The 13494-nt window shown below is 39.7% G+C and carries 10 protein-coding genes; 1 reads left to right on the forward strand and 9 read right to left on the reverse strand.

Features of this window, described 5'->3' with window-relative positions:
- Nucleotide 1: 1 nt before the first annotated feature.
- Entirely contained in the window at nucleotides 2-1954 is a 1953-nt protein-coding gene (locus IEZ33_RS12640; protein WP_191600407.1) for an alkaline phosphatase D family protein, read from the forward strand.
- Nucleotides 1955-2063: 109 nt separating this feature from the next.
- Here IEZ33_RS12640 and IEZ33_RS12645 read toward each other — a convergent pair whose 3' ends face one another.
- From IEZ33_RS12645 to IEZ33_RS12685, 9 genes are all read right to left on the reverse strand, one after another.
- The gene (locus tag IEZ33_RS12645; RefSeq protein ID WP_191600408.1) at nucleotides 2064-2987 is read right to left on the reverse strand and encodes a diguanylate cyclase domain-containing protein; all 924 of its coding nucleotides are present in this window, start codon (nucleotides 2985-2987) and stop codon (nucleotides 2064-2066) included.
- Entirely contained in the window at nucleotides 2984-5389 is a 2406-nt protein-coding gene (locus tag IEZ33_RS12650) for an ATP-binding protein (RefSeq protein ID WP_191600409.1), read from the reverse strand. The genes IEZ33_RS12645 and IEZ33_RS12650 overlap by 4 nt, the downstream gene beginning before the upstream one ends.
- Before the next feature lie 387 nt (nucleotides 5390-5776).
- Nucleotides 5777-6676: an AraC family transcriptional regulator gene (locus IEZ33_RS12655; protein WP_191600410.1), complete on the reverse strand. Its 900-nt coding sequence runs from the start codon at nucleotides 6674-6676 to the stop codon at nucleotides 5777-5779.
- A gap of 71 nt (nucleotides 6677-6747) precedes the next feature.
- Nucleotides 6748-7542 carry an L-iditol 2-dehydrogenase gene (locus IEZ33_RS12660; RefSeq protein WP_191600411.1) on the reverse strand — a complete coding sequence of 265 codons (795 nt, stop codon included), beginning with the start codon at nucleotides 7540-7542 and terminating at the stop codon, nucleotides 6748-6750.
- 93 nt (nucleotides 7543-7635) lie between these two features.
- Nucleotides 7636-9054 carry a mannitol dehydrogenase family protein gene (locus tag IEZ33_RS12665; RefSeq protein ID WP_191600412.1) on the reverse strand — a complete coding sequence of 473 codons (1419 nt, stop codon included), beginning with the start codon at nucleotides 9052-9054 and terminating at the stop codon, nucleotides 7636-7638.
- Complete coding sequence (locus IEZ33_RS12670) at nucleotides 9047-10150, reverse strand: ABC transporter ATP-binding protein (RefSeq protein WP_191600413.1); 1104 nt, start codon at nucleotides 10148-10150, stop codon at nucleotides 9047-9049. Before IEZ33_RS12670 ends, IEZ33_RS12665 begins: the two co-directional genes overlap by 8 nt.
- 18 nt (nucleotides 10151-10168) lie before the next feature.
- Nucleotides 10169-10999 carry a carbohydrate ABC transporter permease gene (locus IEZ33_RS12675; RefSeq protein ID WP_206696851.1) on the reverse strand — a complete coding sequence of 277 codons (831 nt, stop codon included), beginning with the start codon at nucleotides 10997-10999 and terminating at the stop codon, nucleotides 10169-10171.
- A 10-nt stretch (nucleotides 11000-11009) separates the two neighbouring features.
- Nucleotides 11010-11870, reverse strand: coding sequence for a carbohydrate ABC transporter permease (locus tag IEZ33_RS12680; protein ID WP_191600414.1), 861 nt, complete (start codon nucleotides 11868-11870; stop codon nucleotides 11010-11012).
- A 135-nt stretch (nucleotides 11871-12005) separates the two neighbouring features.
- Nucleotides 12006-13325, reverse strand: coding sequence for an ABC transporter substrate-binding protein (locus tag IEZ33_RS12685; protein WP_191600415.1), 1320 nt, complete (start codon nucleotides 13323-13325; stop codon nucleotides 12006-12008).
- Nucleotides 13326-13494: the final 169 nt, after the last annotated feature.

A 13494-nucleotide genomic window follows, 5' to 3' on the forward strand; every position in this document is an offset into this window, starting at 1 on the left:
AATGCTAACTACAGACGATACCAACCCACATTCGCTCCCACCTGTAATCGCTGGCCCCATACTGCGAAAAACAACATCAAATGAAGTCACTTTATGGCTCGCTACCAGTATCGCATTCACCCCTACCTGTTCTTTAAAGTACAAAGAGGCTGAGCTGTCTGCTGAGAATAAAGCACTGCACGTTACACAAAGGTGTATGCGCCTAGGAAAACATCTTTTCTTACATTTCATCCACATTATTCCAAAAGACTCTTTACCTTACGACACTTGGATTAATTACAATATTAGTTTGCAAGAAACACCATCCAGTAAGATCTATGCCATGTCTGACTGGGCTTCCGATTTGTATTACCAAAACAAAAATGCCTTTGGCTTTATTTTACAAAATACAGTATCAAAACTATTACATGGATCATGCCGTAAGCCGCATTTCAATAGTCATCACAATACCGATGGACTAAAAATAGTAGATGATTTGCTGGCATCGTCAACCGTTAATGATTGGCCTTCGTTGCTTATTTTGTCAGGGGATCAAATTTATGCGGATGATGTGGCTGGACCAATGTTGCATGCAGTACATCAAGTTATTGAAGCACTGGGGTTGTCTAGTGAACAGCTAGAAGGATCTGACCTGTCAGACGATTCAGAACTTCATTCTAATAAAGCTTACTATTACAAAAGACAGGAACTTTTACCTCATTCTAAAAAAACCAAAGACCTACGTAAGCAGTTTTTTGGCGGCGTAAAAAAACCCGTTTTTACATCTGATACAGCCGATAATCACTTAATGACCTTAAGTGAAATGATCGCCATGTACTTACTGGTTTGGTCCCCTACATGTTGGCGTTTTGTCACTTTAGAATGCCCTCAACAAATAGTGTCCGCAGAAGAGAAAGCGCTTTATGATAAAGAAAAAGCCATTATTTTAAATTTCAAAGCAGACCTATTCAAAGTACAAAGGGCAATGGCTCATCTTCCAACCGCCATGATATTTGATGACCATGATGTAACTGACGATTGGAACCTGAATTTAGCTTGGGAAGAATCAGCTTATGAAAATCCACTTTCTAGACGAATAATAGGCAATGCCCTCATCGCGTATTTACTGTTTCAAGGATGGGGGAATAAACCAAGTGCATTTGATGATACCAAAATGAATGCGCTCGACGCTCTTTTTAATGATAATACACAAAAACGGCATGATAACGTTATAACGGAGTTACTCAATTTTGATAATTGGCATTATGAATGGTCTACTTCTCCGCCATTAGTCGTACTGGATACTCGAACTCGCAGATGGGTCTCTGAAAACAAACCGAACCGCCCATCTGGGTTAATGGATTGGGAGGCACTTACTGATTTACAACACACTCTGATCAATAATCAAAACGCCGTTATACTCGTTTCTCCTGCGCCTATTTTTGGCGTTAAACTTATTGAAACTGTACAGAGGGTTTTCACTTGGTTTGGTCACCCATTGATGGTGGATGCAGAAAACTGGATGGCTCATCCTGGTTCCGCCTATGCCTTGATGAATCTATTTAGACACCCAAAAACACCACACAACTTCGTTATTTTATCCGGTGATGTTCACTACTCCTTTGTCTACGACATTACTCTAAAAGGTCGCAAAAACAGCCCTAATATTTGGCAAATCACCAGCAGTGGCATTAAAAACGAATTCCCAACCACATTACTCAACTGGTTTGATCGATTAAATCGCTGGCTTTATGCACCTTGGTCGCCTTTGAATTGGTTTACAAAAAGAAGAGGAATGTGGGTTTCAGCGAGAAAACCCAGCAATGCATCAAAGGGTGAACGGCTGGTGAATCATTCAGGTATTGGTTTGGTGATTTTGAATGAAAAAGGACAACCAATTCACATTAGTCAAATTAGTGATATAGATAACCCAATTGAATTTAAAAAACGATCATCCGAAAAGCAGTTTGAATAATGCAGACTCCTTAATACGGATACCCTCTAATTCCAACGCTCCAACTAGCAAACACAAGATGGATAACTCCTTAATACAAAAAGTAATAATCCTTGGCATGCTATAGAGTTTACGCTGAGTTAAGCAAATCGCCTTCAAACCATAGCACACAATTTTTACCCTTTTTCTTTGACAGATACAGCATCTTATCAGCGGCGCTAAATAGGCTACCAACATCATCACTCAATCTTGGAATATAAGTCACTCCGCCAGCACTTATGGTGACTGTGTTACATTTTTTGTCTTTATTGATAGTATGCGGCAACTCAGAAACGTCCTTTACACATTCAGTAACCACTTCCATTGCGTATTCTTTATCACACTCCGGCAATAATACAACAAACTCTTCTCCTCCATATCGTGCAACCAGATCGACAGGCCGCTCAAAATGATTCGACAAGACTTTAGCCACTCGCTGTAACACCTTATCGCCTTCAGCATGCCCATGCTGGTCATTAAATTTTTTAAAATCATCTATGTCTATCACGACCAAAGAAAGAGGGGATTTTGCAACTAGGGCCTCGTCCCACTTTTTTTGCAGTTTTTCTTGATACTTTCTTCTGTTGGCCAGTGATGTTAAAGGGTCTATATTGGCAAGGTACTCTAACATTCGTCTTTGCTTAGCCAATTGTAAGTGTAAATTAATTCTGGCTTTTATAATTTCAGTATTAAACGGTTTATGAATGTAATCACTTGCGCCTAGCAACAATCCTTTTTCTTCATGCATGGCATCATTTAAAGCCGTAATAAAGATAACTGGGATAGCACACGTTCTGACATCACGGCTTAAAACTTCCATAGTTTCAAATCCATCCATATCAGGCATTAGGATATCAAGTAAAATTAAATCAGGCTTTACCTCAATGGCTTTTCTTATCCCTTGTGCACCACTTTTTGCCAGTGTCACATTCACATCATTGCGTAAAATATCGCCTATAATTTTTAGATTAATTTTTTCATCATCAATTACTAGGACCCGTTGCGTTTCAATCATGGATCGATACCTTGCATTTTATCTAGCAAATCTTGAGCAATAATGGCCGCTCTTTCGTACTCAACTTCCTCCACATTCCAAACAAGCTCACCTACTTGGCTTACATACTCGGTATTAGCAACCAATGAATGTAACGTATCGAAATAATGTTCGGCGGCAAAATCGGAGTTTTTTAACAGTGGTAAGAGTTGAACTAACACCTTTTGAATCTGTAGGGAATTTGACTCAATACAATCAGATTTATCTATTACGTTTAGACTCGGCCCTTCAGGAAATACAGATCTTAATCCTTCTATATGCCTTTGAAGGGAGTACAAAACGGCTATAAAAAAGGCATCTGATCCACTATTATTTCGTATTTCATCTTCTAATTTAGCACAGCTGAATGAAAGCTCGAAGGCACCAACATAAGCAGAGCCAGATTTAAGTGCATGCGCAAACTCTAAAATTTCATGCTTGTCCTTAGCCATTTTAAGTTTAAAAAGTGCATCCAGTTGTTGATTATATTGCTTGAAAAAAAAGTGGACAACATCGAGGTATAGCAAAGGCATGTTCCCCATATTTTGAACGCCCCGTTCGACATCGAACCATTCTATTAAGGACATATCCGATAAAATGGTAGTATCTCTTTCATCGACTTTATCAAGAGGATATTGAGCCAACTTAATTCTGGCCTCTACTGAGGGCGGTGTGAAATTAAGGTCATGATTACTACGCGATAAAAGGTGATGGTGTAGTTTTTCATACAAAACCCGTTTGTCGATCGGTTTGCCAATATGATCATTCATGCCGTTGAGGTAAGAGGTTTCAATGGCTTCTTCATTAACATGAGCCGTCATTGCAATAATAGGCACATTTTCAAGCCTTAGTTCGTTTCTCACTTTTTTTGCAACCGTAAAGCCATCCATTTCAGGCATTTGTATGTCTAAAAGAATCAAATCGTATTGCGTATTTTCAATTTTACTTAGAGCCGCCAATCCATTTGTTGCTGTGTCAATGGCCACCCCAGTCTCTTCTAGATACCCTATTGCTACATGCGTATTGATGAGGTGATCATCCACGACTAGGACACGAAATTTTGACAAGTCAGGGACCCTTGCTACATGGCGAAAAGGCTTACGTCTTCTTTCTTGAGATACTTGTTGAAGGTGAGTACTCAAAGGCAGAGAGACGGTAAATGTCGTTCCTTTTCCCAGTTCACTTTCCAAATGAATGTTCCCACCCATTAATTCACAAAGTTGATTGGAAATAGACAACCCCAGACCAGTCCCACCATACTTACGAGTAATGCTGGTATCCGCTTGATTAAAAGATTGGAATAAATGACAACTCTGTTCTTTAGATATACCAATACCTGTATCAGAGACATAAAAAATCAAGATGACTTCTTGAAACGTACGTTCTTCGCACTTTACGGTTAAGCATACTTGGCCTTTCTCAGTAAATTTAATAGCATTACTAATCAAGTTCACTAAAATCTGCTGTATTCTGAGAGGATCACCAATAAGTATTGCTGGCACTTTTGGGTCAATATGACAAATGAGCTCTAGCGTCTTTTCACTCGCTTTTATCGCATTCATATTTATAACTCTATGAACGGTCTTTTCTACGGAAAAAGCAATTTTTTCAATAACTAATTTTCCCGCTTCCATCTTTGAGAAGTCGAGAACATCATTAACAATATCTAATAGAACCTCACCAGAATCTAAAATTTTTCGTATGAAATCTTCCTGGTAACGATCTAGGTTCGTTTTCAGAATAAGATCACTTAACCCGATAACAGCGTTAATAGGCGTTCTAATTTCATGACTCATTCTTGCTACAAAAGACGACTTGGCCATCAGAGCTTCTTCTGCAACTTTCTTCGATTTCTCTAACTCAAGCGTTCTCTCTTTTACTTTTGCATCTAAATTCTGATTTATCTCTTCTAATGCATAACTGTATTCTTTTAATTTTTCATTCGCTTTTATCGCAACCTTTTCCGCTTCTTTGATTTTTGAGATATCCCGAGTGACACCACAAACAAACCGAGGCTCACCTTTATTGTTAAATATGGGAACAAACAATGTATCAAAATAAATACTCGACCCATCCATTCGAATATTTTGTTGTTCTTTAGAAATAGGCGTCTTATTCTGAATCACTTCTCTGTAGGTTTGATAAAGCTCATTCGCAACATTTTCACCAAACATAGGCATGATATCAAGACGATGAACATTTACTGACTCATCCAAACCCATTACCTTTCGGGAGGCGGGGTTATTATCAAATAAAGAAAAAGTACCATCCTCTTCTAACGCCATGATGAACATGAGATCAGCCGAATGCTTCCACATTTGTAGGAAGCAATCCATCACAATTTCATCATGCTCCGCCGGATCAAATAATTGATTTAAACTCATTAAATCATTCCTTATTTGCCTATCACAAGGTAGAAAACCATTAAATGGTTTTTCTATATAAAGTTATTTTTGTTACACAAGACGACGTCACTTTGCCCAAATCATAACACCATCAAAAACATGTTGAATATTAGTATAAAAAAAGTGATAACTGAATATGTTGCTATCAATGTTATACCATATGCGTTATGACAAACATTAAAAAAATATCTCTAGTAAGATGTAATCGGCCTTGTATTCAAAGCCTTTAATGGAATATGACTTTTATTAGAAAGTAATGATATAAATTGACTTTCATCTAGGAGCTTAAGAATAGGGTTAGGGGTAAAGTGTATCAAAAGGTAAAAAAGACCAGTCTGTTTCATTAGTATAGAAGAAAAGGATATCTTAAAGAATAGTTGCAATTTTCATTTCATTATTATTCGATTGTTGCACCCGAAACTCTCTTGGGGTAACACCTTTTAACTCATGGAATCGACGATTAAAATTAGCAATATTGTTAAAGCCCACTTGAAAGCAAATAGTCGCCACTTGAGAATCCGTTTCTGCAAGCAGGTTGCAGGCTCTGCTGATACGCACACGATTCACAAATTCAATAAAACGGTTACCGGTTGCCTTTTTAAAAAAGCGGGAAAAATGGCTATCCGACATACCGATAAGATTCGCAGCATTAGACAAACTAATGTCATCATTAAAATTTTGAGAGACGTAATCAACAACGGTATTGATTTTACGCTGCTGAACTTCACTCGTTTTTTGATCTATCTGAACAGTTGAAAGTAACCGATAGTTTTGACAGTTCGCTAAAGTATGTAATAAAGACAAGGTAAGCAATAATTTACTTAATCCTTGTGCATCACGTATTTCTTGAAATCGTCTAATCAGTTCATTCAAATCAAGATTAAGAAACTCTATACCAGATTTCGCTTTTGCTAAAAGGGGAAGTAATTCTGAGAATTCAGGTATTATTTTCATACCTTCAGAGAAGGATTGATGATCAAAACGAATGGCCATATCACGCACTTCAACTGGATCTTGATCGTTTTGACACACCCAATTATGAGGTAATCTAGGCCCTACTAATATAATCTGTCCAGGAGAGAATGAACCAATATAGTCGCCTACAAACACTTTGCCTTTGGTTGATACTATTAAATGCAATTCATAATCATCGTGAGCATGCCAACGAACCAAATCGCTAGGAAAACCATGCTCTAGATAGCGAATAGTGTCAATAGTATCACCAAGGATTTCATATTCAGGTGTTTTGTTTTTTGTAATGGACATTGTGATTCCTAAAATATTCAGAGAACGAAACGTCCCCCCTAAAAAAAGAAAACAACAAAAAAAGGCCGTTGTTAACTCATAACATTACCACCATCTACATTATAAGTTTGTGCGGTAATGTAGCTAGCCCCATCAGAAGCCAAAAATAAAGCAACTGAGGCAATCTCTTCTGGTTGCCCCATATAGCCTAACGGAACAGCCTTACCAACAGCTATTTTCTTTTCTCCTAGTGGCAAGTGTTCATATTTTGCAAACAAGGCGTCCACTTCAGCCCACATAGGCGTATCAATGACACCCGGTGAGATCGCATTTACAGTAATGTTATGCTCAGCAAAGGCTAACGCGGCAGATTGAGTATAGCTAATAACAGCCGCTTTGGTAGCACAATAATGCGACACTAAAGCCTCGCCACGACGACCCGCTTGTGATGCCATATTAATGATTCGCCCCTGGACACCTAATTCAATCATTTTCTTTGCGACTTTTTGCATTATAAAAAACAACGCCTTTACATTGATACTAAAAAGACGGTCAAAACTGTCCTCTGTCGCGTCTAGAAGAGGCGCCAAATCAAAAACAGCCGCATTATTCACAAGAATGTCAATTTTTTGAAATGCGTTCAAAGTCTCTGATATTAACTGATCCACTCCGTTAGGGTCACAAACATCACATCCGATATACAACGCTTGATCTGGGTATTTTTCTACTAGTTTAGACAGGGAGTCAGGTCGTTTTTGCGGATAATCCGTTAACATGACCTGAGCACCGTTTGCCAAGTAGGTCTCGGCAATAGCCAATCCAATACCGCCTGCGGCACCAGTGATAAGGGCGACTTTATTTGTTAAATCTTGATTACTTTTCTGCATACTATGATCCTTTATTCTCTGCAAAACATACGTTTACTACCTAGTATGATTAACCAAAATCTATAGGTAGTCTCTCATTTTGTATGGTGTTTCTTATAGGGCGTTTTTAATCGCGTTTGTTAGATCCTGAGTAAATTTCGGATACTCTTCTGGAACCTTTTGCCATAAAAAACGGTCTGTGACAAACGCATTAATTCCGGCTTCGTCATCCGTAAAAGCCGATAACTTATCAATATTTGGTTCATTATAAGTAATCGATAATTTACCTTTAGCCACCTTATTGATAAACACAAACCAACTCGCAATACCTTCAATCGTTTTGTAAGGATTTCCTCCTAAACGATAGATTTCGGCTAATGTTGGGTAAACAAAAATAGCAAATTTCGCATAGCCATCTGTACAGATACGCTCTACGGTATCACCAATATTACGGTTACTAAAACGTTGAGCAATCACGTCATAATAAGCGGGTAGATCGACAATTGATTCCCCAATAGCTGGAATCGAATCTTGTTTAATAAAATCCGTAAAATATTGCTTTAGTTGCGCATCCTGCATCGCTTCATCGAAATACGTAAGCTGTTTTAACGCGGCTTGGTAAGTCACAACAGTATGTCCCGCATTGAGTATTCGAATCTTAGCTTCTTCAAATGGAGTTACGTCCGAGACAAATTCAACACCGACTTCATTTAATAAAGGCTTCTCACCCGCAAAATCGTCCTCAATAACCCATTGAATGAAATCTTCACCCATGACAGTCATCTCATCCGCTACGCCAAAACGTGCTTGAACATCATCGACATGTTGATGACTTGGTTTAGGTGTGATTCGATCCACCATGGAACAAGGGAATGAAACGTTTTCTTCAACCCAATCGATTAATGCAAAATCATTTTTAGCTTGTAGAAATTGAATCAAGCCTGTTTTCAATAACGTTCCATTATGACGAAGATTGTCACAGCTTAGCAAAGTAACCTTAGAGTTAGAGGTTTCACTGCGGAGCTTTAATCCAGCATAAAGAAAGGCATATAACGTATTTCTTCCCGAGGCTATATCTTCCTTAATAAAATGATTATCTAGCATTAACTGTTTGTTTTCATCTAGATAATATCCACCCTCAGTAACGGTAAAAGTCACCAGTTGAATAGTAGGATTAGACATCAACTCATCGACTGAGTTAGGCACAGTCGAACCATCGATAAGCCGCACAATAGAACGAATATGTTCGTACTCAACTCGACCATCGGCCGACATAGTCTTAAGCACGTATTCGCCTTTTTGCTTTTCTAATTGTGAAAAACCAACTCGATCTTGAGAACGAATATTAACACCAACTAGCCCCCAATCTTTGCCTGCAGGGAGTGCTAATAAACGATCAAAAAAAACCGCTTGATGCGCTCTATGAAAAGCTCCCACCCCAAGGTGCATGACACCGGCTGTGATATCATCTCGCACATAGTTCTGTGTCGACATTCTCTCAGCGTTTCGTTCAATTTTGAGAAAATCAGACATCTTCGACTTCCTCAGCAAGAAGAGAAATAACCCGATCACTTTCGTTAAAAAGAATCATTTCATCACGATCAATATTAATATTAACTAACTGACCATCTTTAATATCACTGCGTGCAGGTACTTTCACAATAATTGTCTGATTACTGCTAAGCTGAATGTGTGCGTAGGCTTCAGAACCTAAGTGTTCAATCAGTTCAATGCGCCCATTAAGATCGCCTTTTTCCTCTGACAAACTCATGTGTTCAGGGCGAATACCAAGAACAATTGAACTGGGTATAGGGCCACTGATGCGAGCCGTTGGGAAGCGAATTTCACCATCACCTAATTGGAAAACCAACTCATTTTCTTGACGAATCATGTTTTCAGTTGGCAACAAATTCATTTTAGGCGTACCAATAAATTCAGCCACAAAACGGCTGTTTGGCTGACGGTATAGCTCTAATGGTGTCCCCACTTGCTCAATCGATCCGGCATTAAGAATAACCACTCGGTCTGCCAACGTCATCGCCTCAACCTGATCATGAGTAACATAAATCATTGTAGTACCAAGCTTTTTGTGTAATCTAGCCAGTTCTAAACGCATCTGTACACGTAATGCCGCATCTAAATTTGATAACGGTTCATCAAAAAGAAAGACTTTAGGTTGGCGAACAATCGCACGGCCAATGGCAACCCTTTGACGCTGACCACCAGAAAGCTCTTTTGGCTTACGCTCCAGTAAAGGATCAAGTTGCAATGAAGCGGATACAGATCGAACTTTTTCTTTAACTTCTTCATCCGGTACTTTCGCTAATCGCAAAGCAAAAGAAAGATTATCCGCCACAGTCATATGTGGATAAAGAGCGTAAGACTGGAAAACCATTGCCAAGTCTCGTTTTGACGAAGCAAGCTCTGTAATATCTCGACCATCAAGATTGATCGAACCACTGGAACTGGATTCTAAGCCGGCAATGGTTCTTAGTAAGGTTGACTTGCCACAACCAGATGGACCAACAAAGACAACAAACTCACCTTCTTTTATTGATAAATTAATGCCGCGTAACGCATGGTAACTGTCATAGTATTTTTGTAGTTCAGTAATGGCTAAATAAGACATGATGTAAATTCCTAATTATTATTTTACGGCGCCAAAAGTAAGGCCTTGGACAAGTTGTTTCTGACAGAACCAACCAAATATAACGATAGGTGCACAAGCTAACGTTGATGCAGCGGATAACTTGGCCCAGAATAACCCTTCAGGACTTGAGTAAGAGGCAATCATAGCGGTCAAAGGTGCCGCTTCGGAGGCCGTCAAATTAAGTGACCAAAAGGCTTCATTCCAACAAAGGACAATAGACAATAAACCAGTAGATGAAATACCACCGATAGACAATGGCAGCACTACTTTCATCATTTCATCCCATGGGGTAGCACCGTCCATTCGTGCGGCTTCTAAGATTTCCTTTGGCAAATCTTTAAAGTAAGAGAACAACATCCAAATGATGATAGGCAGATTCATAAGAGTGAAAATAATCACCAGCCCGATTCGAGAATCCAAAAGCCCATTGTCTCTAAACAAAATATAGATAGGGACAAGCACACCTACAGCTGGCAACATTTTGGTTGATAGCATCCAGAGCAAAATGTCTTTCGTTCTTTTTGTCGGCGAAAACGCCATAGAGTATGCCGCTGGTACACCAATAATTAGCGCAATAATGGTGGCGCCAAAAGAAGTAACCACGGAGTTCATAGCGTGTTTCAAATAATCACTGCGCTCTTGAACAATACTGAAATTATCCAGTGTTGGTTCAAAGAAAAGCGTTGGTGGTATTGAAATAGCTTGCAGCTCAGTTTTAAAGGAGGTAATAAACATCCAAAAAATCGGAAAAAATAATAAGCAAGCGACTAACCAAGAGAAAAAGCCAATGATTAACGTTTTAAATTTACGTTGTTGATTAAGCGTCATAATAATCACCTTATACCGTTAAATTCTTGCCAACGGCACGGATTAAAAAGAAAGCCACAATGTTTGCGAGAATCACGGCGAAAAGTCCACCAGCCGATGCCACACCAACATCATACTGAAGTAGAGCTTGGTTATAGATTAAATACGCTAGGTTGGTACTATCATAACCAGGACCACCACCTGTAGAGACAAATATCTCCGCAAATATAGCCAATAAAAAGATGGTTTCAATCATCACGACAACTGCAATAGGTCGAGCTAGATGAGGAATCGTTAGGTATCGGAAGATATCCCAGCCAGTCGCTCCATCCATTGCTGCGGCTTCTTTTTGTTCAGTATCTTGCGATTGTAAGGCCGTAACAAAAACCAATATAGCAAAGGGTAACCACTGCCAACTGGCCATCATAATGACGGACCCCAAGGGAAAGTCGGAGAGCCAATCTATCGGCTCAAATCCGAGTGATTGAGAGATCCATGCAAAAACGCCATACACAGGATTCATCATCATATTCTTCCAAATCAGCGCATTTACTGTTGGCATGATAAAAAAAGGTGAAATTAACAAAACACGAACAATACTTCGGCCAAAGAACGGTTTATCGATTAGCGCTGACAACGCCACACCGAGAACCACTGTGATGATAAGCACGGATAATAAAAGAGTTAAGGTATTAAATATGGCAGGCAAAAAGCCCGGATCCGTCATAAAAAACTCAAAGTTCATCAAGCCAACAAAATTATTTTGTCCTGGATAAAGTAAGTTATAACGAATGGTTGAAAAATAAATGGTCATGGATAACGGAACTATCATCCAAACCAACAGTAAAATGACTGATGGCGCCATTAATAAGCGAGTAATAGAACGCTTCATGGTGAGTATCTCTTATAAGGAACAATTATCGGCAGGCAGCTATATCAACCCAATCTTGAAAAAGCTGTACGCTTCAATGAATTCCGGAAGGCTATAATCCCAAACCTTCCGGAGTATTTCGCTTAGCCACTCATTCTAGTAGTAGCCAGCTTGGCGCATTTGACGATCAGCCGACGTATTTGCTGATTTTAATGCTTGATCAACAGTCATACTGCCTGCCAACGCACCAGAAACCATCTGTCCAGTGGTTGTACCAATTGCTTGGAACTCTGGAATGGCCGCAAACTGCACACCAACATAAGGCGATGGCTTCAGCGTACTGTCTGCTGGGTTAGCTGAGTTAATGGCTTTTAGCTCCGCGTCAGCAAAGACAGCCGCTTCTTGGAATTTAGGGTTTTCATAGGTACTAGTACGTGTACCTGTAGGAACGGCCGCCCAACCATTTTTATTTCCAACTAGCTCTATGTATTCTTTAGACGTTGCCCAGCGAATAAAGGTTTGCGCTGCATCCGCATTCTTAGTCGCAGCAGGAATGGCTAAGGACCAAGCCCATAGCCAATTGGCGCCTTTCTCAGTAACCTTATATGGCGATTGCGCAAAACCAACCTGATCCGCTACTTTACTTTGTTTGGGATCGGTTACAAATGAAGCCGCAATTGTCGCGTCAATCCACATGCCACACTTACCTTCATTGAACAGCGCCAGGTTTTCGTTGAAGCTATTACTACTGGCACCTGGAGGCCCATATTTATTGAGTAAATCAACGTAGAAATTAACCGCACTTTTCCATTCGGCGGATTCAAGTTGAGGTTTCCAATCTTCATCAAACCAACGAGCACCGAATGAATTGGCCATAGTAGACATAAAGGCCATGTTATCGCCCCAGCCAGCTTTACCACGAAGACACATGCCGTAAACACCATTGCTAGGATCGTGTACTGCCGCCGCTACATCACGTATGTGATCCCAGCTATCACGATCGTTAATTTCCATACCCGCATTCTTAACGAGATCTTTGCGGTACATAACCATCGAACTTTCACCATAGAAAGGTGCTGCATACAAAGTATCTTTGTAAGACAGGCCGCCGCGAATAGAGGGAAGAATGTCTTCTACATCGTAATCACCACTCACGTCAATTGCTTGTAACCAATCACGCTCTGCCCAAATTGGTGCCTCATACATACCAATAGTCATAACATCATATAGGCCACTTTTATTGGCAATATCTTGTGTGACATTTTGGCGAAGTACACCTTCTTCCAAAGTAACCCATTTTACTTTGATATCCGGGTGTGCCTTTTCAAATTCTGGAGTGAGTTTTTGCATTTCAATCATGTGGCCATTATTTACTGTGGCGACGGTGATCTCTGTGGCTGCCGCAGCATGAGTTGCCATGATTGCCGTAGCGAAGGAAACAGCACAGGTAACTGTACTTTTAGCAAAGATATTCATAGGTTATTCCCCATTTGGAGTATTTTGTTTTTATAGTCTTACCAAATCTTGGATACATATTACCAAGTGAATTAACTATAGGAGACTAGAGTTAAGACCTCTAATACGGAAACAGAAAATACAGATACTTTTTTGACAGGTTTATCACTAATTTCAGCTCAAGCTGTCA

This window comes from Marinomonas algicola (genome assembly GCF_014805825.1).
GTDB classification, from domain to species: domain Bacteria; phylum Pseudomonadota; class Gammaproteobacteria; order Pseudomonadales; family Marinomonadaceae; genus Marinomonas; species Marinomonas algicola.